Annotated in this window: 24 protein-coding genes; 20 read left to right on the plus strand and 4 right to left on the minus strand. The window is 59.8% G+C overall.

From position 1 onward, the window contains the following. Positions 1 to 72 precede the first annotated feature (72 nt). The 4 genes from BLU18_RS13130 to BLU18_RS13145 form a co-directional block, all read right to left on the minus strand. Entirely contained in the window at positions 73 to 495 is a 423-nt protein-coding gene (locus BLU18_RS13130) for a cupredoxin domain-containing protein (RefSeq protein ID WP_092635647.1), read from the minus strand. A 24-nt stretch (positions 496 to 519) separates the two neighbouring features. Further along, a complete protein-coding gene (locus BLU18_RS13135; RefSeq protein ID WP_092635649.1) occupies positions 520 to 1770 on the minus strand; it encodes a ZIP family metal transporter in 1251 nt (416 codons plus the stop codon). Position 1771: 1 nt separating this feature from the next. Next, complete coding sequence (locus BLU18_RS13140; protein WP_092635651.1) at positions 1772 to 3031, minus strand: multicopper oxidase domain-containing protein; 1260 nt, start codon at positions 3029 to 3031, stop codon at positions 1772 to 1774. A gap of 129 nt (positions 3032 to 3160) precedes the next feature. Then, on the minus strand, positions 3161 to 3838 hold the full coding sequence (locus BLU18_RS13145; RefSeq protein WP_092635653.1) for a metal-dependent transcriptional regulator: 678 nt from the start codon (positions 3836 to 3838) through the stop codon (positions 3161 to 3163). A gap of 218 nt (positions 3839 to 4056) precedes the next feature. Between BLU18_RS13145 and BLU18_RS13150 the strand changes: the two genes are divergently transcribed. From BLU18_RS13150 to BLU18_RS13245, 20 genes are all read left to right on the plus strand, one after another. Next, positions 4057 to 4224, plus strand: coding sequence for a DNA-binding protein (locus BLU18_RS13150; protein WP_066419186.1), 168 nt, complete (start codon positions 4057 to 4059; stop codon positions 4222 to 4224). Between the two features lie 71 nt (positions 4225 to 4295). Next, positions 4296 to 4856: a TATA-box-binding protein gene (locus tag BLU18_RS13155; RefSeq protein ID WP_092635655.1), complete on the plus strand. Its 561-nt coding sequence runs from the start codon at positions 4296 to 4298 to the stop codon at positions 4854 to 4856. Positions 4857 to 4941: 85 nt separating this feature from the next. Beyond that, positions 4942 to 5985 carry an exodeoxyribonuclease VII large subunit gene (gene xseA / locus BLU18_RS13160; RefSeq protein ID WP_092635657.1) on the plus strand — a complete coding sequence of 348 codons (1044 nt, stop codon included), beginning with the start codon at positions 4942 to 4944 and terminating at the stop codon, positions 5983 to 5985. A gap of 2 nt (positions 5986 to 5987) precedes the next feature. Then, positions 5988 to 6170, plus strand: coding sequence for an exodeoxyribonuclease VII small subunit (gene xseB / locus BLU18_RS13165; RefSeq protein ID WP_092635659.1), 183 nt, complete (start codon positions 5988 to 5990; stop codon positions 6168 to 6170). Between the two features lie 203 nt (positions 6171 to 6373). Further along, positions 6374 to 6622 carry a hypothetical protein gene (locus tag BLU18_RS13170; RefSeq protein WP_049987855.1) on the plus strand — a complete coding sequence of 83 codons (249 nt, stop codon included), beginning with the start codon at positions 6374 to 6376 and terminating at the stop codon, positions 6620 to 6622. A gap of 6 nt (positions 6623 to 6628) precedes the next feature. Beyond that, positions 6629 to 7051 (plus strand): DUF7985 family protein, encoded by a 423-nt coding sequence (locus tag BLU18_RS13175; protein WP_092635661.1) that lies wholly within the window; start codon positions 6629 to 6631, stop codon positions 7049 to 7051. 26 nt (positions 7052 to 7077) lie between these two features. Further along, positions 7078 to 8814 carry a DUF8186 domain-containing protein gene (locus BLU18_RS13180; protein WP_092635663.1) on the plus strand — a complete coding sequence of 579 codons (1737 nt, stop codon included), beginning with the start codon at positions 7078 to 7080 and terminating at the stop codon, positions 8812 to 8814. Between the two features lie 3 nt (positions 8815 to 8817). Continuing rightward, positions 8818 to 9654 (plus strand): hypothetical protein, encoded by an 837-nt coding sequence (locus tag BLU18_RS13185; protein WP_092635665.1) that lies wholly within the window; start codon positions 8818 to 8820, stop codon positions 9652 to 9654. Positions 9655 to 9656: 2 nt separating this feature from the next. Beyond that, a complete protein-coding gene (locus BLU18_RS13190; protein ID WP_092635667.1) occupies positions 9657 to 10772 on the plus strand; it encodes a TrbL/VirB6 family protein in 1116 nt (371 codons plus the stop codon). A gap of 2 nt (positions 10773 to 10774) precedes the next feature. After that, complete coding sequence (locus BLU18_RS13195) at positions 10775 to 11896, plus strand: TraC-like domain-containing protein (protein ID WP_092635669.1); 1122 nt, start codon at positions 10775 to 10777, stop codon at positions 11894 to 11896. Next, positions 11889 to 14096: a VirB4 family type IV secretion system protein gene (locus tag BLU18_RS13200; protein WP_092635671.1), complete on the plus strand. Its 2208-nt coding sequence runs from the start codon at positions 11889 to 11891 to the stop codon at positions 14094 to 14096. Before BLU18_RS13195 ends, BLU18_RS13200 begins: the two co-directional genes overlap by 8 nt. Beyond that, positions 14062 to 18408 carry a primase-like DNA-binding domain-containing protein gene (locus tag BLU18_RS13205; protein WP_092635673.1) on the plus strand — a complete coding sequence of 1449 codons (4347 nt, stop codon included), beginning with the start codon at positions 14062 to 14064 and terminating at the stop codon, positions 18406 to 18408. The genes BLU18_RS13200 and BLU18_RS13205 overlap by 35 nt, the downstream gene beginning before the upstream one ends. A 351-nt stretch (positions 18409 to 18759) precedes the next feature. Next, positions 18760 to 20019: a phage NrS-1 polymerase family protein gene (locus tag BLU18_RS14955; RefSeq protein ID WP_176791246.1), complete on the plus strand. Its 1260-nt coding sequence runs from the start codon at positions 18760 to 18762 to the stop codon at positions 20017 to 20019. Positions 20020 to 20233: 214 nt separating this feature from the next. After that, a complete protein-coding gene (locus BLU18_RS13215) occupies positions 20234 to 20767 on the plus strand; it encodes a DUF7342 family protein (RefSeq protein ID WP_092635675.1) in 534 nt (177 codons plus the stop codon). Between the two features lie 8 nt (positions 20768 to 20775). After that, complete coding sequence (locus BLU18_RS15285) at positions 20776 to 21210, plus strand: toxin-antitoxin system TumE family protein (protein WP_092635677.1); 435 nt, start codon at positions 20776 to 20778, stop codon at positions 21208 to 21210. A 270-nt stretch (positions 21211 to 21480) separates the two neighbouring features. Further along, on the plus strand, positions 21481 to 21825 hold the full coding sequence (locus BLU18_RS13225) for a hypothetical protein (RefSeq protein WP_092635679.1): 345 nt from the start codon (positions 21481 to 21483) through the stop codon (positions 21823 to 21825). A gap of 185 nt (positions 21826 to 22010) precedes the next feature. Beyond that, entirely contained in the window at positions 22011 to 22301 is a 291-nt protein-coding gene (locus BLU18_RS13230; RefSeq protein ID WP_092635681.1) for a DUF8069 family protein, read from the plus strand. After that, positions 22301 to 22627 carry a DUF7558 family protein gene (locus BLU18_RS13235; RefSeq protein ID WP_092635683.1) on the plus strand — a complete coding sequence of 109 codons (327 nt, stop codon included), beginning with the start codon at positions 22301 to 22303 and terminating at the stop codon, positions 22625 to 22627. The genes BLU18_RS13230 and BLU18_RS13235 overlap by 1 nt, the downstream gene beginning before the upstream one ends. Positions 22628 to 22698: 71 nt before the next feature. Further along, complete coding sequence (locus BLU18_RS13240; protein WP_092635685.1) at positions 22699 to 23001, plus strand: hypothetical protein; 303 nt, start codon at positions 22699 to 22701, stop codon at positions 22999 to 23001. Beyond that, positions 23002 to 23514 (plus strand): PIN domain-containing protein, encoded by a 513-nt coding sequence (locus BLU18_RS13245; RefSeq protein ID WP_092635687.1) that lies wholly within the window; start codon positions 23002 to 23004, stop codon positions 23512 to 23514. The last annotated feature ends 21 nt before the right edge of the window (positions 23515 to 23535 follow it).

Genomic DNA, 23535 nt, shown 5'->3' on the forward strand with positions numbered 1-23535 from the left:
TATGAGTGATAGCCCCAACCATGTGTGTGATAGGGGTGACGGCGGTTTGAAGATAGAACGTTGATTGTCCACTTACCTTACTCGCACTGTCCCGACCATCCCGGACCCCTCATGTGGAATACAGAAGTATCCGTACGTTCCCGGCTGATCGAACGTATGCTCGTAGTTCTCGCCCGGAGCGATGAGTCCCTCGGTGACCCGGTTCCTCGCAGTACGTTCTGACCTGAAGCCACCACTTGCGAAGTACGCGGCCTCGTCTGGAATCTCGTCTTCATACGCCGTGACCGTGTGATCGATGTCACTTTCGTTCGTCCACGTAACCGTCTCACCAGGTTCGATCGTCGCGGTCTTCGGCTCAAATCTGAGATCGCCCGGCATCGTGACGGTCTGGGCCGACGAGGACTGTCCGCCCAGACACCCAGCCGTGCTAAGCATCGCCAGGGTGGCAGTGCTGAATTGCAACACCCTCCGTCGATCGTAGAATTCGGGTGACATTGATACAGAGATGGGTGGTGCCGATTAGAGTACCACGAAGAGGTCAGTCACGTACATGATGGCGAGGCCGAGTAGGAATGCGAGTAGGTTCGTCGCACTCGCCACGCGACCGCCGGCATCGCGAACCATTCGCGCGATTTCCCAGTCGACCTGTAGGATTGCGCCAACGCCGATCGCGAGGAAGAAGGCACCAATCGTCGGTGAGTAGGCGAGACTGCCGATCCAGCCACCGAGGATGACGGGTGCGCCGGCGATGACGCCGAGCGCTGCGAAGTGCTTGAACGCCGGACGTTCTCCGCGAGCGACCGGCGCGACGACAGCCGGGCCTTCCGTCACGTTGTGGAGCATGAATCCGATCACGAGGAATGCGCCAAGCGACACACGCCCAAGGGCGAACGAACTCCCGATCGCCAGCCCCTCCGCAAGGTTGTGCAGGCCGATCCCGACCGCGACCAAATAGGCGATCCAGAGACCGCTACTCGCCCGACTATCACCAGCGACGACACGGCCCTCACGCCAGGCGCTGATCGCCTGGACCAGAAGGAGTGTGCCAACGATTCCGAAGACGACCAAGAGGTTGCCCTCGTACGCGCCGGGAATTCGCTCGGCGAGTTCGAACGCCTCGAACCCGGCGTCGAACGCCAGGAATCCCAGTACGCCGGCCGCAAACAGGAGCACGGCGTGCAGCCACCGATCGCTCATCGTCTTGATGTAGGGGAACCACAGCATCCCTAATGCGACTGGGATCACGCCCACGAACAGCCCGATGACTGCAAGCGTCCCGAGCAGCCCGAGGCTAAACCCGGGTGATTGACTCGGCGCGACGATCGTATTATGGAACGTTGCTCCATCAGATAGTACGAGGGTGACTCCGAGGTCCCACCCCGGATTCCAGTGATACGGAATCACGATCTGTGCGCTTTCCATCGGGGCGAGCGTTTGGTCACCACCAGCTCCTTCGACTCGGAAATCCCAGTACGCCTCGTCGACGAGAATCTGTGATATCGTCACAGATTCGGGCCCGTTGTTCGTCACGTGCAAGACGACCGTTTCGTCGCTCGGAAGGGTCGTATGTGTGATCGTCACGTCGGGAAGCGGTGTGCCGCTCTGAACTCCGGCGAGCGGGGACGTGAACGCGAACACGCCCAAAACGAGTACGAGCAACACAATCGGGAGTAACGCGCTGACCCATCGCGGAAGCCCGAGCGGTTGTGTGATCTCTTCGTCAGCCGTTACACCACCGTCCGTCGTCGTGTCTTGTGTCTTATCCGCCATATTAGACCACCTCGAAGAAGCTCATCCAGCCGAGTTCGGCGAACTCCGACTGATGCGCGTGGAACATGTACAGCCCGGGCTCGTGGTCCGAGTAGTCGATCTCGATGATTCCGCGCTGGGCTTGACACTGCATGATCGTGTCCACGGTCTTATTCGTCGGCGTCAGCGTCGTCCCGTGGTCGTAGTAGTCGAAGAACTGCGAATGCGTGTGGAACGAGTTGATGAGGTCGAACTCCGTTGCATTGGAGAGGTATACGCGCTGGCGTTGGTCCTTGTCGATCTGGATGGGACGTTTCGTCTCGCCCGCCGTCCAGTTGCCCTCACCGTCGGTGTCACCAACTCCATATCCGAACGCCCGCGTGTTCGCCGCATAGACCTCGTTACCGCCATCGAAGTTGGTATCGAACGAGTTCATCACCATCACCATCTCGTTGACGGCGTCGTTTTCGGCGTACTCGTGATTCCGGCTCTTCGCCTCTTCGACGAGCTGCTCTCGGAAGTCGTCGGTAATCGGGCCCGGGTAATTGACGTACTCGCGTGGATTCTCCCTGACGCGTTCGGGGTCCGGATCGACGATGATCGTGCCATAGAGTCCGCGGTGGATGTGCTCTTTCAGCGGGAGCGAGTGGCAGTGATAGAAGTGCGTGCCGGCGGGTTGGGCGAGCCATTCGTACGTGAATGACTCACCCGTATCGAGAACGCCAGGCCCGTTTTGTGGAATCCCGTCCATTCGCGGGTTGAGGTTCTTCAGGTGTGGATGGATCGTGTGCGCGTGTCGTCCCAGGTTCGTGAACTTCACGCGGATGAGGTCGCCCTCAACGGCACGGATCGTCGGGCCCGGTACCTGGCCGTTGTACGCCCACGCCGAGAACTCGACGCCCGGCGCAATCGTGATCGTCGTGTCGACGGCAGTGAACTCGAATTCCCGTACGGTTTGGCCGTCCTCTTCGTAGACCTGTTGGGGAACGTTATCCTGTCCGCTCTCTCCGGTATTGAACGCAGTGAGGAATTCGTGGGGGTCGAAATCCAAATCCCGGTATTCCCCCACTGCACCGAAGTTACCGTGTTCACCCTCATCGTCGTGATCGGACGAGGCAGCTGCTCGGGAGCTCCCGAGTCCGACTGCTGCACTGCCTGCAACACCGAGCCCGCCGAGGACCGTGCGGCGACTGACACTCGTTTCACCAGTGAGTGATTCGACCAGTCGCTCTTCAAGTCGTTTTGTGACGTCTGCTGCGCTACTGTAATCTATCGATGGCATGATTTCCTCCGCTGGTCAGGCCTTCGCATACCCATACACACCCCATTGTCCCACCCAATACATAAATTAGACGCATCTAAACTTAGGTTGTGTCTAAACTAATGGCCTCACTACTGGAGACTCATCAGTTTAGTTTGAAGACCCAGCGAGCGTTTGAGCGGTTATGGATCGGGCCACTTCCTCTGGGAGTACAACTCGTTCGTCGGTGCCATCGGGAACAAGCGTCACCATCCCAAATGAGGTGGTCTCAACAATTTCGACTACAGTTGTTGGGGTAATCTCGTGTTCAGAAAGGTACCGGAGTAGATCTGGGTCATTGTCTGGCACCCGTTCGATTCGAACCTTGTCGCCGACCTGCTGATCAGCGAGTGTTTCACCGGATTGTAACGGTGAAACGTCCAGATCCGCTGTGGGAATCGGGTCGCCATGCGGGTCAACTGCCGGATTCCCTAACTGCTCTGCAATTCTATCAGCGAATTGACTACTTATATGGTGTTCGAGGCGATCTGCTTCGTCGTGTACCTCAGCCCAATCGTACTCGAGACGCTCCGTCAGGTATCGTTCTAAGAGCCGATGATGGCGAATGATTTCGAGCGCGACCGGGATTCCAGTGTCTGTGAGTACAACGCCCTTGTAGGGTTCGTAATGGACAAAATCGCGCTCGGCCAATTTTTTCACCATACTGGTGACTGACGGTTGTTCTACGTCCATATGCTCAGCGAGCGTCGAGGTCCGCACCCGTTCATCCGTTTCGTCCTGGAGGTAATAGATCGCTTTGAGATAGTCCTCCATGATGGCGCTCAGCATTAGAGTGAAATTAGACGGGACTAAATTTATAATTTGTTACAAGGGGTTCCTGATGTTGCCAGCTGTGGGCGTAAGTCTGAGATGAGTCCGGTTATCGTCACGGTCAACACCCGCGTAATGATTTTCCGTATCTTCTTGTTGTGACACTCACTGACGCTCAGAATGGCAAACCGAGAATTCGAACCTTTATAGCATAGACGAGAGAAGTCCGCGATGGAATGTCTGACCTCATCGTCAAAGCAGCCGTGAAGGACGCACTCTCTGACCAGAACGTCTCGGCAGATTTCTACGACGCCCTCAACGAAGAGGTCGCCGAACTGCTCGACGACGCCGCAAAGCGTGCTGAGGCCAACGACCGGAAGACGGTCCAGCCCCGCGACCTCTAATTCGGAAGGTACCACACCGACGCTCGAAGTCACTCCCCGTTTTAAGAGGGTTGTGACTGGAAGGTACTCCTATGAGTGTCACAGCCGAATCAATTCAAGTCGAGAATGTGGTCGCGTCGTCCGATATCGGTCAAGAACTCGATCTGGAAACGCTTTCTGAGGATTTAGGAGCCACCGACTACGATCCTGATAACTTCCCTGGACTCGTGTATCGGATGCATGATCCCAAAGCCGCAGCGCTCATTTTCCGCTCGGGGAAAGTCGTCTGTACGGGTGCAAAAAGCGTCGACGATGTGACGACTGCGTTGGAATACGTCTTCGACGAGCTCCGTGAATTGGGTGTCGATGTCGCTACCTCTTCAGATATCGAAATCCAGAATATTGTCTCAAGTGGGGACCTCGACCACACACTCAATTTGAATGCGATTGCGATCGGCCTAGGTCTCGAACACATCGAATACGAACCAGAGCAGTTCCCGGGGCTCGTCTACCGGCTTGACGACCCGGACGTCGTCGCACTCCTCTTCGGGAGTGGCAAGCTCGTCATCACGGGCGGAAAACAGCTTGACGATGCTGAACAAGCGCTTACAGTGATCGAAAACCGGCTCACTGACCTCGGGTTACTGGAGTAATTCAACGACACAGAACAGTTGGCAGGGTATACTGGCACTGGTGAGTACATTTTTGAATCTGCTCTCCCCGTGTTAAGTTAGTGCGATGGCTGATGCCGAACGGGAGGTAGATGATGTCCTGTCCGGGAATGTTCTTTCAGTCCAAGAGCTGAACGACCGAATTGCATCGGTCGTCCAGGACACGCCTGCCCTCAACGGCGTCCGCTGTATCGGGGAGGTCACTGACCTCCACAAGAACAGTACCGCCCTCTATTTCACCCTGACTGACGGCGACGCCGAGCTTCCCTGTATGCTCTGGGCGAACCGCTATCAGAAGATGGACGCTGACCTCGAGGACGGGACCGAGGTCATCCTCGAAGGCGATATCGACTACTGGACAGAGGGCGGGAAAATCGACCTCAAACCGTGGGAGGTGATCGTCGTCGGCGACGGCGACCAGGCAGCTGCCGTCGAGCGACTGCGAAGCGAACTCGAAGAGCGTGGGTGGTTTGACGACGAGCAGAAACAGCGCCCGCCGGCGTTCCCAGAGCGGGTTGGGGTCGTGACCTCCCTCCGTGGCGATGCCCGCTATGACATCCAGAACGCGATCCACGAACAGGACCCTACCGTCGACATCCTGGTGAAGGACGCCACCGTCCAAGGGTCGGAGGCGCCCACATCCATCGCGAACGGCATCCACCATCTGGACCGCTCCGAGGAGGTCGACTCGATCATCGTCGGCCGTGGCGGTGGGAGTGATTCGAACCTCCAGGCGTTCAACACCGAGCGGGTCGCGGAGGCGATTTTCACCGCCAATACCCCGGTGGTCACCGCGATTGGGCACACCGATGACCGGCTCATCGCAGATCAGGTTGCGGATGTGGCAACGATCACGCCGACGGCCGCTGGCGAGTATATCGTGAATTCCCGCGAGGAGTTCTTCGCGGGCGAAGTCAAGCCGCTGGCACAGCAACTCGACGCCGCGTACGAAACCTTCCAGCAAGAGCATGAACATGAACGGGAACTTGCCGAAGCAGTCGACGAGGCGGCCGCATCCGAGGGGCTCCCGCCGGTCTACTACAAGGCCGCAATCGCTGTGCTGCTGTTGCTGTTGTTGGCCATCACCGGTCTTTGGCTGGGGGTGATCTAAGCGTGGCAAATGACCAAGAGATCCACAACCGGCTGGCCCGTGTCGAAGAAATCATTGAGCAGCTCGATGCGGACGAGTGTGGCCTCGATGAAGGGATAAGGCTCCACGAGGAAGGTCAGGAACTCTTGGTCGAAGTGCGAGAAATCCTCGACAACGGGCGTGGAGAGGTTATGGAACTCGAGTAGAGCGCCATCCTAATCTTAACCAACAGACGGCGGTATTTAGCCCCATTGTTGGTTAACTGTACCCTTGCGAGGTGAACGAGCTCTCCGGTTATAATTTACTTTAGATTTTTGCGCCAGTTGGTGGCCAGAAAGCATATACCGATCTTCTAGCTATCGCACCACCATGGACCGGGGCTCAACCGGTGCATACCCACCCCGCACATATGATCACACGGGCAGTCACCATCGAAGACATCGATGATCTGTACCTGACGTGGAACAGCCATATCAACGGTTCCGCCCTCTATCGCCGCGCCCTCCGAGATGAGATGGAGCTTCGCGACGTCGACCCCGACGAGCTTCGAGATCTCTTCGAACGGGCCCGCGAACAGGGCTACACGAAAGACGAGATCGTCGACGAGACCAACCGCTACGCTGATCTGAAAGCACTCGTCGACGACGCAGAGGAATAACTCGCTATGTCACAGGACAATACGCCCTCCGAGACGGCCCCGAATCGCGCCGACAGCCAGTCCACGGCGGCAAGTAGGCTTCCCAGGCAAGCTGTGTTCATCGTCGTCGTCCTGAGCCTGTTCGCTGTGGAACCCGCCGCCGCACAGACGAATGCCGTCTGTAGTGCGGACAACCTTCCCAGCATGATCGAGGGCTTCTTCCAGCTTACCACGGCGCTGGGCATTGTCGGCCTCGCAGTCGTGTGGCAGGCTGACTCCCTCATCGAGATGTTCACGATCACGCCCGAGCAGAAGAAGGGCCTCAAGCGCCACAAGCGCTCCGCGATGAAGTCCGCGGTCGTCCTCGTCGCCCTCGGGCCACTCTACACCGTCGCTGGGTCGATGATGAACCTCCCGCTGGCGCAGTGCGTCGACCTCGCCCCCTGGTAGGCGACTACTGCCCCCGTCGAGCCCTCATGACACAACGAGAGCTCTCCGTGCTAATGGCCGCCCTGTTCGTGACGAGCCTAGTCACGGGTCTCGTCACTGCAAGCCCGCCACGGCCAGGCACGGAGGGGAATGGGCTCACTGAGAATGAATCAGCGACGCTGTGGTCTCGCGACGCGGACAACTACATCAGCCAGGAGGAGTACCAGCAGCGCTATGGCGAGAGCCGGACCGCGATGCACCAACTCGCAAACGGGACGGACATCACGTTCAAGCGCCCGCCGGAGACAGCTGCAACGTGGACGCGAAACGACTTCGCTGATCTCGAAGCCGGTGGGTCGGATACGTCCGTACATCCGCGCCACGCGTCGCTCGAAGACGGGGTGTTCATCGAGGACGCCCACGCCACGGTGTTCGCACTGCAGCCGTCGACGCGAGGTCACTTGGAGTCGGGTGAAACGCCGCTCTATATTGCACCGAACGGCACGATGCGGGGGTTCGTTGACTATCGTGTTCGCGTCCCGAACGGAAGCTCTTCGGGGAACACGACGATCGAGTGGTCGCTCACGAGCAACGAGGTCGAGGAGGTTCGATTGCAGAAGGACGGCGAAACCATCGTCAAGCGCGACGGCTCGCACACGCCGGCCCTCGACTACCAGATCGAGGATGACTGGAGTGCAAACCTCACGCTTGAAGCCGAGATCAGCGTCCGGTTGAAGAAGACCACGCGAATCGACCGAGGCGACGAGACCGATGTCGAGGTCACGTATCGTACCGAGTCGCTCAACGTCTCGGATTCGATCGCCGTCGAGATCTACGACCTCTCGGCGTACCCCTACTACGCCGAGTATCCCAATGGTGACGCCGGTGTGGCTATCTTCCAGTCCAGACCGTGGCAGGGGTACACGCTCACGGAGAATGGAAGCGCACGAGTGCGTGGCGTCTGGCGGTTCTACACCGCTCGGAACACCAACTGGGATACACTCGTCAGGTCGAACCGGACTGACAGCGCCACCGTCGAGTCGGATGCGATTCCGGTCTATGTTCACGCGTACCCGTCGCGAATCGGCCCGAGGGCTGAACCAGTTCGCGATGGCCCAGAGATCATCGACACCTGGGGCACTGACCGACCGTCTCCGGTCGGCACGCTCGGTGAGAACATCAACATCGACATCGTCAACCAGTCGTACACGACGACGTACGGTGTTGCGGTTCGCGCGGGGAACGTCGACCGCAACGCCCTCCAAGTAGCGGGGATCGTACGGGGTGTGAACGCCTCGATTGTGGCACCTGACGCTGGCTCTGAGCGGCAGCTCCGGCGCAGTAATCTGACGGTTGAGGTGCTCCAGCAGAACGAAAGCCAGGCCACACTCCGCATCGGACTCCGAGACAACGAGACCGGCGCCCCAATCGTGCTCAGCGATCCCGACCGACGATATCCAATCGGTGGGACCACTCGCAACGGGTACATCACCATCGCGGAGCAACGCGTCGAGACCAACGCCTCCGGGGTGGCGATCGTGACGATCGACGAGCCGGGCATCTACACGGCTCGGTACCACCCAGGCTCGTGGCTCGGGCACGACCCCGCATATGTGAGTGCGACGGCAACTGCTCGCTGGCACCCGCTCGGCACCATCGACGGTTGGTTCGCCTTCATTTTCGAGGTCGGCTGGCAGCTCATCCCGTTCATTGTGATGTTCTACGCAGGCAAGCGGCTCCTCCGAATGCTCGGTCCAGACGACATCTTCCAACGGAACCCATAGTCCATGACTAGAAACCACCCACACATCAGTCGGCGAACCGCCCTCCGAACTGTCGCAGGTGCTGCTCTCATGAGCGTCGCTGGCTGTCTGAACGGCAATGGCGGTTCTGGGACGCCTGGTGACGGAACGACCTCTCCAGATGGCAACGGCCCACTCACGCGTGTCGCTGTCGAGGGGACGACACTCGTCGTCGAACTCTCCGAAGAGGCCGATGTCGACCAAGTCAACCTTATCCAGCCGAACGGCGAGCTATTCGGGAAGCGTGACGTAGCCGCAGGTGCTCAGCAGGTCTCATTCGAGATCGGCACCGCATATGCGCCCGGTGAGTATCGCGTACTCGCGTTGAAAGGCGAGGAGACAGTAGTTGAGACCACGACTGAACTCCGTCCAGAGATTCAGATACAGGATGTCGGACTCTATCGGAATAATCCAGATAAGCCGTGGGACGAAGTCTATGGTGAGAGCGAGACTGACCGGATCAAGAATGGCGAGGCATTCGTCACGGTAGAGAACACAGGAAGCGGTCCGGAAGCGATAACTGAACTAATCTTCTCCGGGGACGTTCCCAATCCAATTGAGAACCCCAGAGGTAGTGGAATGCACGAAACCGACCGGGTAGTAGTCTCCCCTGGTGAGACGGTCGACCTGTTCAGTAATTCGTTCCCGTTCGGTTCAGAGAGTGAAGACGGAATGGGGTGTTCCCCAGATGGTAACAGCGGGCAGTTCACGGTAATCGTTGAGACTCAGGTCAGTGGCAATCGGGTCACGAGTACCTACAATGTCCAGTATTCCGGGTCTGACGAGATGACAGACTGTGAGGTCACGATTACGGAGGCCTGACGATGGTTGATCTTATTGACGTCGTTCTTGAGGGTATCAAAGGCGTCGTTGATTGGTTCATCGGGCTGTTCATGGACGGTCTCAGGTCGGGGTATGAGACTCTGACTGAGGGAATGTTCGGAACCCCGACCCCAGAGACGAACGGAGCATTTGTCTTCGGTGAACCAACCAACGCACCCTGGCCAGCAATCCACGATGCTCTCATCGGCGGCGAAATCATGCTGATTGCCCTTTTGCTCCTTGTGATGAGTGTTCAGGGCCGTCACACGGTTCGGATCTTCAATATTGGAAGTACCTACGAAGCCCGAAAAACGAAGAAGACGGCCTGGGTCGGTGCTTTTCTAATCATTACGTGGTATTGGGTTGGAACTCTCGCACTCTACCTCGTCGACGGGTTCACCATTGCACTAATGCCGGAGCTTTCCTCCGTAGCCTCGGCAATGCTTCAGTTCTTGGGCGCAGCCATCACAAACCCCGGACTGGGGCTATTGTTCGCTGTGATTGGGGGAATCTCGATGTGGGCACTGGAGGCGCTGTTCTACATCCGGATGATCCTGCTGTATGTCTACCTGTACGGAATGCCGATTGCATTTGCACTGGCCTACGGAAACATTCCGGTCGTATCCGATATCGCGATGGGGTTCTGCAAACGGTTTGTCCCGTTGGCTGTCCTCCCGCTCCCGGCAGCGATGGTTCTCAAGGGGTACGATTTGATCTACGGCGGTGGGACGCTCACACCAGGAACAGCGTTCCTCAAATATCTCGTCGCTGCGTCCCTCCCGCTGGTCGCCCTCTACATCACGTGGAAGACGTTCAAATACGCGACCCCGTTGACGGCCAAAGTCGTCGGCGGTGCAACGAAAGGCGCAGCACTCGTTGGCGGTGTCGCCGCTGGAGCCTACGTCGGTGGCGCCGGCGTCGCGACGACCGCCGCTCGGTGGGGGCCGAAAGCCGCCGCTGGCCACGCCGTCGCCCAAAAAGCGGCTGCCCGCGGTGGGCATGGAGGAGACGATGGCGGGACGCCATCGTACCGTCGAACAGAGAATGACCCTGGTGGAGCGACAGCGGAATCGGCGAGTGACGACCGTGGGATGGAGTTTGATCGAGGAATCCACTAACAATGTCAGCAGATCAAGACGCGGCCGCACGGCGCATCATGGATCAGTTCGGCGAGGAGAGTCGCATCCCGTATCTCAATATCGAGGAAGGAGACGTTGGCATGCTCATCGCCTTCCCCATTATTGGGCTGTTTATCGCGGGTCTCACCGGGATCGAATCACTGGCCCTGCCGTTCGTTGCTGGCGGGCTTGGCTTTGGCGTCGCCGTCATCTACGTCTCACCAACCCATCTGAACGCCTGGACGTGGACAAAAGACGTCTATCGGTACCTCAAACGGCCTCAGGTCACGTTCAGTGCGCCCGCCGACGCCGACACGAGTACCAACGAGTCAGAGCGCAACGAGGGCGGACTCGCGAACTACACGCCGTTCAAGCCGGACGAGCGGACACAGGACCTCACGAACATCAAGCGGGCGTGGCCGGGCGCTGGTGCCATCCAGCGTGAAGACGGCGCGATGGAGGCGTTCATCGAGATCGATCCGGCCAACATGGACTTCGCGATGTCCGACGACTGGGCGCAGCTGCAAGACGCCGGCGAAGAGTTCGCCAACAAAGAGCTGGACTCGAAGCTCAAACTCCACGCCACAACCCGTTCCTTCCCGGTCGAGCAGATCACCGAGACTATCGAGGATCGGCTCACGGACGAAGACGTCACGGAGAACCCGATCTTCCGGGAACTCCTCGAAGAATATCGGGAAACACGGCCGAAGGAGATGCGTGACCGGGGCATTCAGCAGGTCCGGTACTACATCGGCGTTGAAGTCAGCCCGATAGAAGTGTACGACCGCTTCCGCGACGAGGGCACCCCCGCCGAGAAGCTGACCCAGTTCCCCGTCATCGGGTTCCTGTTCAACCCGTTCGTCACCCGCCGCGAGGACCTCACCGACGTCGAAAGACGTGCGCAGATGTTCGAGAAGCTCGACAGTCGCGTGAACGACGTGCGATCCGAGTTCATCCAGCAAGCGTCGGGGTGGTCCGCACGCCGCCTCAGCACGGTCGAGCTGTTCGTCCTGAATATGGACTTCTGGAACGGCCGCGAACACGACTACGACGAGGCGGAGCGTGTGGTTCGCAACCAATCGATCATCAGCCACTCGCGCCGGGAGGATCCACACGATGCGTAACATGATCCTCCAGACCGGTGGTGGCGCGCTTGGCTCCGTCGCCGGGTGGCTCCAGAATCTGACGCCAGCAGAGAGTGCAGTACTTGCCCTTGCAGTGGGTCTCGGCCTTGGCGTCGGCAGTAAGTACCTCTGGGACCGCTCCACTGCGGATGATCAACCAGACGTGGACTTCACCGATGTCCTCGACGAGGAGACACTCGAAGAAGGCGAGGCCGAACGCAAGCTCCTCGACGACATCTCCGAGTCGCACAAAACCGTCACCGCTCCCGGAGCTGTCGAGTGGGAAACGCGAGCCGCACGGGTCGGCGAGCAGTGGACGACGACGCTGTATATCGCTAACTATGCCGACTATCCCAACGACGGGTATCTGAGCGACCTCTTCGAGATGACCGACGTCCAGTTCGATCTGACGGCCCACATCACGCCGAAAAATCAGGAGCGAGCACGGAACGAACTGCAGGACATCGCGGACGACCTCCAGGTCGATGCTGACCTCGAACAGAGTATCCGGAGCGCGTATCTCCAAGAGCGCGCCAACGAGGCCGCAGCGACGTACAAGGCTGTCGAGAACGGCGCGAACGTCTTCGACCAGGGGATGTTCATCACGGTGCGGGACGACGAGAAAGACGAACTCAGAGATGCCGTCCAGACGGTCAAGAGCGCGCTCCGCGACGACCCGGCGAACCTCACGCCGAAGACCGCAATTTGCCGGCAGGATCTCGCTCTCCAGTCCGCCGCACCCATCGGTGACAACGAGTTCGGCCGGACGTCGATAGCCCTCGGCGGCGCCGTCGGCGCGTTGCTGTCCTCGCCGCACAACGCGACGATCCTCGAGGAGGGCGGCGTCGAGTTCGGGATTCACAAAGACAATCAAAGCCCCGTGGTCATCGACCCGTTCGCCCGGGACAACGGGTACGCGATGTTCACCGTGGGCGATACCGGCTCGGGGAAGTCGTTCAGTTCCAAGCAGAACTTCATCCGTTCGATCGAGCAGAGCAAGGACCGTATCGGCATCATCCTCGAGCCGTTGAACAACTGGGCGGGGGTCTCAGAGGCACTCGACGCCAAGCGAATCACCGTCGGCGGGACACTCGGGCTGAACCCCTTGGAGATCCGCGAGACGCCCGAACACGTCCAGCGGGCGATGGGCGAGGACGCGAGCCCGTTTAACGAGAAGCTCGACGACGCGATGAGCTTCCTCACGAACTTCTTCGCGCTCCGCGGCATCTCACTGGGAGACCGGCGGACGACGCTCGAACTCGCCCTCAAACGTGCCTACAAGCGTCAGGGCATCACTGACGACATCTCGACGCACGACAATCCGAGTCCGACCATTCGTAATATGATGGACGTGTTCGAGGATATGGTCGACGACCCCGAGGAGTTCGTCGTCCGGTCCGACGAAGAGGCAGGGAAGATCAAGGAGGATGCGACGTGGCTCCTCGACCAGCTCCGCCCCTTCGAGGACGACGGTCGCCACGCCAACCTCGGCCAGGAATCCGACTTCGACATCCGGGACGAGAAGGTCATCTATCTCGACCTCGCCCAGCAGGAGGGAAGCGTCGACAGCAGTACGGCGCTGACCATGCAGCTGCTCATCTCGCTGGTCTACGAGCGAGCGAAGGTCTCGGAGAAGGAGGTCGTGTTCTACATCGACGAGGCCCGCTACATCATGCAGGACGCCGCGAGCCTGGCGTTCCTCGAGACGGTGTTCCGCCACCACCGTCACCACGACCTCTCGATCCGACTGGTCACGCAGACCGTCGACGAGTTCTTCGAGCACGCCGAATCCGAGGCGATTCTGGACCAGTGTGCCGTCAAGCAGTTCCACCGTCTCGACGGGATGGACAAGGAGTGGGCCGACGAGTTCGGGCTGAACTACGCACAGATGCGGTTCGTCCAGGACGCCGTTCCTGGTAACGAGGACGCCGGCTTCTCCGAGGCCCTAGTGGGCGTCGACGGCGAGTGGCGTGGGATCCAGGTCAAAGCGATGCCCAAGGAGAAGCAGGTCATCGACTTCGAGCCAACCGAGCAACGGCGAGACTCACTCCCCGGGACTGGTGAGAATGCTGTGGACGCGGAGGTGCAGGCGTTCCAAGACGATATTGAAAGCCGAGCGACCGACAACGGACAACACACACCTGAGCGGACGCCAACAGAGACTGATGGCGGTGAAACGGGAGGTGACGACGATGCGTGAGTACCTTCGCGTGACGCCAACCTCCGAACGGCTCAATCCGGAGCGTCTGCCGCAGGCACTGGAGAGCCTCCACAAACTGACCTCAACGGACTCGACAGGGCTAGCTGACAAACTCAATCCGCTACATAGCGACACACCGCTACGCTTCGAATTCCTCGCGCTGAGCGAAGGGAAAGATGACCCCGTCGAATTCTACTACGGTGCCGACGACCATCTGGATACCCTTGAGAAGCGGCTCCGGTCGGTCTATCCCGAGACGTTCGACATCGAGCGTACCGAGGTCGACATCGCATCCCGACTCGTACAGCCTGCCGAATTCGACCGCGAGACATTCGTCGAGCACTATGAGGCGGGCGACCTCCAGTACGAATTCGACCCTGACGAGCAATACGAACGTGGCACTGACGACAACAAACAATCGGGGCCAGGGGACGCCGAATCAGTCGCGGATGGAGGAACGGTCGGTGACCAGTCTGCCGACCACATCATCGAGATCGGCGATACTGCCCTCGAACTCGCCCCACCAGATGCGATTCCCGAGGATGAGCCACTCACGACGCTTGCCAAACCAACGGTAACATCGGAGGGGACGATACTCGCGCGGCCAGCGACCGAATCCGTCTCCCCACTCGGCGTGCGGTGGCAAGGGTCGGCAACTCGGAAGCAAGACTGGATGACCTCACTCTCGCCATTTACTGCCGACGACGAAGCGGAACTCCCAGCCGTCGATCAGCCAGGAGGTGCGCTCGCGTCGCTCGTCGACCACCTAATGGAGGCGACAGCACCAGTAGCGTTCCAGGTCGTCTTCCAGCGACGCGAGAGCTGGCAGTCCGATGCCGACCTTCGCAAGGAGGACGTCATCGATGGACGAGATACACTCGCACAGGAGATTATTGGCTCTCTCTTCGAACTCGACGATCAGTCGGAGAGCCGGGACAGAAACCAGCTGAGCGACGCGGTTGCAAAACGTGTCGCAGCAATCGAGGCGAAAAATCCGAAGCGGTCGTTCACCGCGAACATCCGAGCAATCGGGATTCCATCCGGTGGTGGCGGTCGCGATGATCTCGGTGAGCGAATGCAATCACTGGTCCCGGTATTCGACCCGCTTGACGGGCCGTACTATGAGGTGGAGGCTGAACGGGTACGCGACAACGGCTTGCGGGCAGCCACGAAAGACCGGAACGCACGAGCGGCGCTGCAGCGGCTCTTGGATCGTGAGATCACGACCGGCTGTGGAAAGACCCGACCGGAGTTCGTTCTGAGCGGCCGAGAACTCGCGCACTTCGTCCTCGTCCCCTCCTCGGAACAGCTTACTGTCGAGGGGACACGTGGGACGCGTGCGGAACAGCAGAGTCGGAATCCGTTGCCCCGTCCGCACCAGGACCTCATGAGTGAATTCCGAGACGGGATGGCAATCGGGTATGCCCTCGACGATACCGGCGAGGCCGAAGGCGTGCCGACACACATTCCACCCGGACTGTTGCCCACTCATTACGGCCGGTTCGGAACAACCGGCTCTGGGAAGTCGAAAGCCCTCATCAACGACATGCTGTCGCTGTACGACAACACCGAAGGGCCGACGATCCTCATCATCCCGAAAAACGACGATATGGCCCAGAATTACATGCGGGCTCACGCGCGTCGGTTCGGAATGACCGACCTCGAAGAAAACGTCGTCCACTTCCCAATCCCGGACGTGCTCCCCGGGTTCTCGTTTTTCGATCTCGAACCGTCGATGGAGAGCGGACGGCGCCGCGAAGACGCCGTCCAACGGAAGGCCGACCACTACGAAGAGATTTTGAAGCTCGTGATGGGAACCGACCGCTACGAGCGGGCGACTGTGGCCCCGACTCTCATCAAGACGCTCATCAAGGCACTGTTCGACGAGGAATACGGGCGTGAGAACGGGCGATACCGAGCGTCGACGGACTACTTCGCCCACCGACAGCTCGAACACGTCGTCGACCAGCTCTGGGAGGCCGGGCCACCGAACGAGAACATCGGCGACGCCCCACGGTCGAGCGACGAGGAAGTCACGCGGACGATTCGGCGGCAGCTCCAGTTAGATCCAAACACCTTCGCGAACGTGATGGGTGGTGTCGGAAACCGCCTTGCGTACATTTCACAGGATACACACCTACGGCAGATCTTCAACAATACCGAGAACCAGTTCGACTTTCGGGATGTCCTCGACGAGGATACGGTCATCCTCTTCGACCTCGGAGACCTCCGCGACGACGCTGCCCGGATCATGACCGGTGTGATCCTGACCAATCTCGATGCAGCTCTCAAGGACCGCAAACAGGCCCTCTCCCAGCACTCGGACGACTACGTGGTGAACTTGCTCGTTGACGAGGCAGCGTCGGTCGTGGTCTCCGACATCATGAATGATCTCCTCGAGAAAGGCCGGGGATTCCGGCTCTCTGTTGGCCTGTCGATGCAGTTCCCCGAACAGATGGAGGCTGAAGGTGGGCGGAAGATCTACCTGAATGCTCTGAACAACATCGGCAGTTCACTCATCGGGAAAATCAACGTCGACCGGGAACTGGCGCGAGCGATGGCCCACGAAGAGATGGACCCCGCGGATTTCGCCAATCGGATTCGTTCGTTGCCACGAGGGGAGTGGATCGCCAGCTTGCCAAGCCCGACGTTCGGTGAAACGGGGCCGTATCCGTTCAGTCTCGAACCACTCCCGATTCCACCGGGCCACCCCGAGAGCGAATCCCCGCTCACAGAGCGTGAAGAGGAGCAGTTCACTGAGACACTCTCCTCGATGCACGAGGACATCAATGACGAACACGGCGTGCCGGCCGCAACAGACGCCTCAACAACGAGAACACCGACCGACGGACACGGGGTGCTCGATATCGGGAGCGATGACCTAGACGTCGCGATTGCGAAGGTGGTTCGGAGTCTGCAGCTTCGAGAGGAGTGCCGCGAGGAGAACGGCTGGGTGCCCGTTGAAGCAGTTGACGACGAACTCAGGCGGCTCTTCGACGACGTCGACGCCGAGCCGCCATCGTATGATGCACTCGCGGACATTCGAGAACGATCACGATACCTCGATACGACCGTCGATATCGACGCCGACGAGCTCCGCATCCGGCTCACTGAAGCCGGAGAGGATGTCTCGACACCCGATACTGGTAGCGTGCAGGCCGCTGGTGGGAGTGTCCACGACGCAGCACTCCTCCAGATCGAAGAAGAGCTCACCGCACTCGGCTTCACTGTCTCGATCCTCGCACAGGATGGCAGCCAGAAACCTGACGCGAGGGCGAGCCACCCCGACGTTGCAGACCGATTCGCCATCGAAGTCGAAACGACGACACCCGAGAATCCCGCAAAGGTGCTCACGAATCTCCGGAAAGCCCAAGAAGCAGGGGATATCCCGCTGTTTGTCGTTCGCCCAGGAAACGACGAAACTGAGTGGGCCGAGCGTGTCGACGGCATTCTCACACCACCCGTCCGTACCCTCCAGAATGGTGAGACACGGTTCTACACGACTGACTCGAATCTCACGTTCAACGGTGGAGCGACCGAAGAAGGTGGAGTGACGGCCGTGCGACCGGCGACCGACGACGAGAACGGGACCCAGAACATCTGGCAGCGTGATGGCGATGAGATCGTCCTTCGTGATGCCAGCGGGACGGAACACATCCGCCTCCCGTCGCTTGAAAAACTCTCGAAGGACCGTGTTCCAGCCATCTACAGCTACGACCACGCTGCCGACGAGTACGTGGTATACGAGCACGGTGAGCAACACATCTACGAGACGAAATCGAAGTTCAAGGACGACTGGGTGCGTATCAAGAAGCCATTTGTCCCCGAAGCCGAACTCCCCGTACCAGACTACACACGTTCGACGTACGGCATCCTTATCCTTCACGATGAGGCGGAATCGGTCGTGTATGAAGACGGCGGGAAGCGGCCACTCTCGGCAATCACTGACGGGTCGCTCCGTCCGGTATCGCCCGAATCAGCGGCCGCTGACGAACCACCCAGTCAGACCGACCAGGCAGATGAGCCGGTCGAAGAGAAGCAGGAAGACCAATCGCCACCGTCGTTCGAATCGTTCGTCGACGAATATCTTGCCGAAGATGCGGATGGAGCCGTGCCGAAAGATGATGTATTCGATCTCTACAACGACTGGGCAGAAGCACATGGAATCGATGATCCGCTGAATAAGAGCTGGTTCACACGGAAGCTCAACACCCACATCGAGGTAGACTCCACGAAGAAGCGAATCGACGGGGAACCCGTCCCGCATTACACTGGTGTCCGCATCCGGTCTGAAGAGGACTTTCAGCCATGAAATGGACGTACACGGTCCAATTCCCGATATCATCGGGACTTCTTGAGACCTGTTCCACCCAAGCTGAATCATGACCACATCCAATCAAACTCGAAGGTCGGAAATCACCCGACTGCGGCATGTTCCACCCAAATCCTCAATGGGTGGAACACCAACGAACTTGGCGGAATGGGTGGAACACGCTCACGTCCAGCGGTTTGCAACCAGCCATAGTGAGTGTTCCACCCAACAACCAACTAGGATAGAACGGGGGGTCCCCGTTGGGACCAAGGGATTGGATCGTGACGTACAGCAGAGAGCGTTCTGTGCTGGCTCAGAGCCAGTGAGAGCCATGCGAGGTGCTACGTGAGGATGAGTGACCCTATCGTCAACGAGCCGGAGGCGATTCCGGAGACGTTACGCGACCGCGACCAATGGGTGTGCTGGCGCGAAGAGGAGCGAGACGGCAAACCGACGAAGATTCCGGTGACGCCAGGGGCTGGGGAGTTCGCGTCAGCAACAGAGTCGGAGACCTGGGCGAGTTTCGAGGCAGCACTTGACTACAGCGAGACAGAGCACGCCGATGGCGTCGGGTTCGTGTTTACTGACGACGATCCCATCGTCGGCGTCGATCTGGACGACTGCCGTAATCCCGAGACAGACGACATCGACGACGCGGCGCTGGACATCATCGCACGACTCGATTCCTATACGGAGGTGTCACCGTCCGGTACCGGCTATCACGTCCTGGTTACCGGCACACTCCCCGACGGGCGGAATCGGCGCGGGAGCGTCGAACTGTACGACACGGCACGCTTTTTCACCGTCACTGGCAACCACGTCGAGCGGACACCGACGCGCGTTGCACGCCGCCAGGACGCGCTCACCGCGATTCACCGCGAGTACGTCCAGGACACCGAGCGTGACATAGCCTCCGAGTCCGAACAGCGAGATGGCACTGACGCCCGGTCACCGACGACCGACGCAGCCGACGTCGACGTCGACCTCGAAGACGGGGATCTCCTCGAAAAAGCGCGAAACGCATCGAACGGCGAGAAGTTCGAGCGGCTCTGGAACGGGAATACGGTCGGCTACGACAGTCAGTCCGAGGCCGATATGGCGCTGTGCTGTTTGCTGGCGTTCTGGACCGGTGGTGACCGGCCCCAAATGGAGCAGCTGTTCCGCCAGTCGGGATTGATGCGGGAGAAGTGGGACGAGGTCCACTACGCTGACGGGTCGACGTACGGCGAGAAGACCATCGAGCGAGCGATTGCGACCACGTCGGAGTTCTACGACCCGGACGCCGGCGGCGATACCGAAGATCCCCACGGCACACCTGACAGGGTCGCAACTGGCGGGACGCCTGACGAGGCAGACCGGAGTCGTGCGTATCTGGCGGAGAAAAACCGCTTGTTGAGTAAGCGCGTCGACGAACTCGAGGCAACACTCGAACAGAAGACTGAGCGGATCGAAACCCTCGAAACAGAGATCGAGCGCCTCACCGACGAACTCGCAGCCCGTGATCAGGAGACTGCGCAATCCCACGAGGAAGACTCCGGTACTGCGATCGAGACCGGTGATGACTCAGAGCCATCCTCTCTGTTGAGTCGATTCTTCGGTGGCCAATCTTAGTAGCGGCGCCGCTTCACCGCCATCCGAAAACCTCTCTCGAGCGTTCTGATTCTGCGAGCCGAGAAGATTAACCAACAGACTCGCTATATCGCGCCATTTGTTGGTTAACTACGCTCAATCTCGCCGCAAAACGGAGGGCTACCGGGGGGAGACTGTACTTCAGGAAACTATTCCTTGAAGTAAGAAATATATCCTTCGCGCTGCAATCCTGAATATGTCCGAGACAGATGCCCCCGATGGGCCGCCCCCCTTCGAGGAGCCGTTCAGCAGCGACGACGTCGAACAGCGTATCTACGGCACCATCCTGCAGACCCGCGAGCCGACGACGGCGAGCGCGATCGCCGACAGCGCCGACTGTGACCCCAAGACCGCCCGGAAGTATCTGGGGTGGTTCGACGCCCTCGGCATCGTCACCCGACACGACGGCCATCCAACCACCTACGAGCGCAACGACGCGTATTTCGAGTGGCGACGCACCAACCAGCTCGCAGCCGACCATTCCGTCGAGGATCTGCAGGATCGTGTTCGTGAGCTGACGACGCGCATCACCGAGTATGAAGAGACGTACGACGCCGCGTCACCGGCCGCGGTCGATGCCGTCGCCGCCGCGGAGGGCAGCGACGAGCGGACTATCGACGACGTGTACAGCGACCTCGGCGACTGGGCGACCGCCCGCGAAGAGCGAGACCGCTACGAACGGGCGCGCCAGCAACGCACGGGTAGCGAACGCGAACAGGCATCCGGGTAGCCCGCTCGATGGTGCCACCGACAGGCGATGGCGGGAACCCGGCCCCCATCGATCGTCCCATCCTCGAGTTCCTTCAGACACGGCTCCAAGCGACGAGGCAGGTCTCCCACGCGGCCATCACGGATGCAAGCGGCCATTTCGAGCTTCAGGTCGTCTTTGCATCGTCATACTACCCAGCGCCCGTCGACGACGCAACCCTGACTGTCCGCTGGTACACGAACGACGACTTCACAATCCACTATCGTGAGTTACATTCGGGGCACACCTGGGAATGCCGATGGGATCGGCATCCGAACCCCCACAATACGCGCGACCACTTCCATCCCCCGCCCACCGCCCCGACGCCCGGTGACGATGATTCGTGGCCGACCGATCATTGTGATGTCCTGCAACTGGTCCTCGACGAGATCGAAGACCGGATTGCAGCACTGTGGGACGACTAGACGACTCCCTCGCAGTGGCGTTTATCGCGCCGACCAAGGGTGACGGCGCTCAGCCCGATGGGCACCACACGAGAGCCGCCGTGGTGTCCAGCCTGGTGTCAACTGAGCGCGGTCACAGGTGAATCCATGTCTACGTTTAGTAACTCCGAGACAGCGAGTGCATCGCCGTCAGAAAACCACACGAGCCCACCCCGAGAGACCGAGGACACAGAGCCACAGACATCCTGGCCAGACGATACGAGCAGCGAGGATGGAACACCAACGCTCAGGATGGACCAATGTCCGGAGTGTGGGAACCGTCGCTTCGTCTCAAAACTCCTCGTGTACGAGGTCACCGGCTACGACGAGGGCGGCGAGCAAGAATTCCGCCGCCAGCATGTCCGTGCAGAGTTCGAATACACCTGCAGTGAGTGCCAGACGACACTCCGGACGCTTCCCGCAGAGCGCCGCGATTACTACGACGAAGTCGCGGTCCTCGAAACAGAACGGCGGGCAGCCCTCCGTGATCAACTCCGCCAGCTGGGGAGGCGGGTTTGGCAGCGCCTTGCAGCGCGGACGACGTGGCTGGCACTCGGACTCGTGACACTCGTGACCGGGCTCGTGATCGCACTCTAACAGACCGACAGCAAGGGGTGGCTTACAGTAGGTGTTGGAGTAGCGTCATGCTCCCTTCTAACCAGGAACGAGGCTAGCTGGAGGCAGATCGCTGACGTAGGACATCGTGCCCGCACCGCAGGTGTGTCTATCGGCGCCAGGAGGCGTGAGGCGCGCTCGCAGCGCGTGCAGAAGCGTGAGTTCCTATGTCTGGTCAAGATATCATCGATGACACGACAGGCGACTACGACCGGCTCGAAACCGAACTCGTTGCACAGGACCAAGATGCGTCCCAGGTCGCGACAGCGGACATCGACGAGACGACTGCCCGCCGTCTGGTTGGCGACCTCGTCGAGGACGATGTGGTGACGCCGATCCCTGACCACCGCATTCTCGTCCACGAGCCCAGTAGCAAGCCCTTCGAGTCGATCACCCAGCTCGCCGTGTTCCATCGTGGCTGGCAGGCCGCCACCGACGCCGACGCGGAGGACAACTGATGCAACAGACGCTTTCTGGGTGTGCGTTCTGCGATTCGCCGCCCGGTGCAGAGATGGGCGAGGCGCATACGTGGGGGAAAGACGAACGGGTGACGCACCCAATCTGTGTCGACTGCGCCACCCAGACGCGGTCGGATCCCGACGAGCGCGACCACCACGCCTGCGACGGGTGCGGACTGGTCGTCGACGCCCTCGCGGCACTTACCCGGTTCCGCGTCGAACTCGGCCATCTCGAGGGGCCGCTCCAACTGTGTGCTCGCTGTAGCCCTGGTGGGCTCGCGACGTACTGGACGCGTGACCTCACGGAGCACCTCGTGGCCGAGTGACGCTTAGCCGAGTGAGGCTCACATCGTACACACGAAAACGGCTAAGTGCGTTGGCTCACAATGTACACATCATGAGCACCGATAAGAAGCGCGTGCAGTTTCGGGCCCCCGATCGGCTCATCGACCGGGCCGACGCACTGGCCGCAGTCCTCGGGGAAGACCGAACAGATATCCTCGTGACCGCGCTTCGGGAGTACCTCCAAGACGCCGCTCACGACGACGCACTCACCCAAGAGATCGCTGCCGCCTATTACGACGATGAGATTACCTTCGATCAACTCAAAGCGCTCGTCGGCGCCGAGGAGGCGGCAAACCTCCGAGTGTTGAAACAGCAGTTGGACGAGGACTTCATCGACGAGGTCGCCGACGCATAGATGTCGCGGCTCATCGCAGATGCCTCCGCCCTCGTAAGTCTCGGGATCGTTACTGACGACGATCCCGATCCACTCGCACTCTGTTTCTCCCGGTACGAGGTCGTCGTCCCAACGGCGGTCATCGATGAACTCCGAGAGATCGCCTCCTACGATGACGTCCATGGACACGCCGCGTCCGCCGTCCTCGACCAAACGGAGTCATTCACGACACAGCCGCTGGACCTCGATGCCGAGTTCCCCCTCGATGACGGTGAGAACGCGGCGGTCACGCTCGCGAACGATCTCGATGCTGCGCTCTTCCTCTGTGACGAGTTCAACCAACTTGGCTTGATCCACGCCTCACTCGCTGATACCCGGCTCGTCACAACACCGACACTGCTCTCGGTTCTCGTTCGAACTGAACATCTATCAGCTGCCGATGCGCGGTTGCTCCTCGATGAGATCAGTGACGCCCGTAGCTGGGGCGCGAACAGTTACGTGCAGCGAGCTCGCTCGTTGCTCGAGGAGCCCTAACACCGTGGAGGATCCTTCGAA

The organism is Haloplanus vescus (assembly GCF_900107665.1).
Classification (GTDB): domain Archaea; phylum Halobacteriota; class Halobacteria; order Halobacteriales; family Haloferacaceae; genus Haloplanus; species Haloplanus vescus.

Coding starts and splice junctions, on each gene's coding strand:
- BLU18_RS13235 (WP_092635683.1), top strand. CDS start 22,301: ATGCAACAGACGCTTTCTGGGTGTGCGTTCTGCGATTCGCCGCCCGGT.
- BLU18_RS13190 (WP_092635667.1), top strand. CDS start 9,657: ATGGTTGATCTTATTGACGTCGTTCTTGAGGGTATCAAAGGCGTCGTT.
- BLU18_RS13140 (WP_092635651.1), bottom strand. CDS start 3,031: ATGCCATCGATAGATTACAGTAGCGCAGCAGACGTCACAAAACGACTT.
- BLU18_RS13175 (WP_092635661.1), top strand. CDS start 6,629: ATGTCACAGGACAATACGCCCTCCGAGACGGCCCCGAATCGCGCCGAC.
- BLU18_RS13230 (WP_092635681.1), top strand. CDS start 22,011: ATGTCTGGTCAAGATATCATCGATGACACGACAGGCGACTACGACCGG.
- BLU18_RS13205 (WP_092635673.1), top strand. CDS start 14,062: ATGGCGGTGAAACGGGAGGTGACGACGATGCGTGAGTACCTTCGCGTG.
- BLU18_RS14955 (WP_176791246.1), top strand. CDS start 18,760: ATGAGTGACCCTATCGTCAACGAGCCGGAGGCGATTCCGGAGACGTTA.
- BLU18_RS13240 (WP_092635685.1), top strand. CDS start 22,699: ATGAGCACCGATAAGAAGCGCGTGCAGTTTCGGGCCCCCGATCGGCTC.
- xseA (WP_092635657.1), top strand. CDS start 4,942: ATGGCTGATGCCGAACGGGAGGTAGATGATGTCCTGTCCGGGAATGTT.
- BLU18_RS13150 (WP_066419186.1), top strand. CDS start 4,057: ATGTCTGACCTCATCGTCAAAGCAGCCGTGAAGGACGCACTCTCTGAC.
- BLU18_RS13195 (WP_092635669.1), top strand. CDS start 10,775: ATGTCAGCAGATCAAGACGCGGCCGCACGGCGCATCATGGATCAGTTC.
- BLU18_RS13135 (WP_092635649.1), bottom strand. CDS start 1,770: ATGGCGGATAAGACACAAGACACGACGACGGACGGTGGTGTAACGGCT.
- BLU18_RS13145 (WP_092635653.1), bottom strand. CDS start 3,838: ATGCTGAGCGCCATCATGGAGGACTATCTCAAAGCGATCTATTACCTC.
- BLU18_RS13155 (WP_092635655.1), top strand. CDS start 4,296: ATGAGTGTCACAGCCGAATCAATTCAAGTCGAGAATGTGGTCGCGTCG.
- BLU18_RS13170 (WP_049987855.1), top strand. CDS start 6,374: ATGATCACACGGGCAGTCACCATCGAAGACATCGATGATCTGTACCTG.
- BLU18_RS13130 (WP_092635647.1), bottom strand. CDS start 495: ATGTCACCCGAATTCTACGATCGACGGAGGGTGTTGCAATTCAGCACT.
- BLU18_RS13200 (WP_092635671.1), top strand. CDS start 11,889: ATGCGTAACATGATCCTCCAGACCGGTGGTGGCGCGCTTGGCTCCGTC.
- BLU18_RS13180 (WP_092635663.1), top strand. CDS start 7,078: ATGACACAACGAGAGCTCTCCGTGCTAATGGCCGCCCTGTTCGTGACG.
- BLU18_RS13215 (WP_092635675.1), top strand. CDS start 20,234: ATGTCCGAGACAGATGCCCCCGATGGGCCGCCCCCCTTCGAGGAGCCG.
- BLU18_RS13185 (WP_092635665.1), top strand. CDS start 8,818: ATGACTAGAAACCACCCACACATCAGTCGGCGAACCGCCCTCCGAACT.
- BLU18_RS13225 (WP_092635679.1), top strand. CDS start 21,481: ATGGACCAATGTCCGGAGTGTGGGAACCGTCGCTTCGTCTCAAAACTC.
- BLU18_RS13245 (WP_092635687.1), top strand. CDS start 23,002: ATGTCGCGGCTCATCGCAGATGCCTCCGCCCTCGTAAGTCTCGGGATC.
- BLU18_RS15285 (WP_092635677.1), top strand. CDS start 20,776: ATGGTGCCACCGACAGGCGATGGCGGGAACCCGGCCCCCATCGATCGT.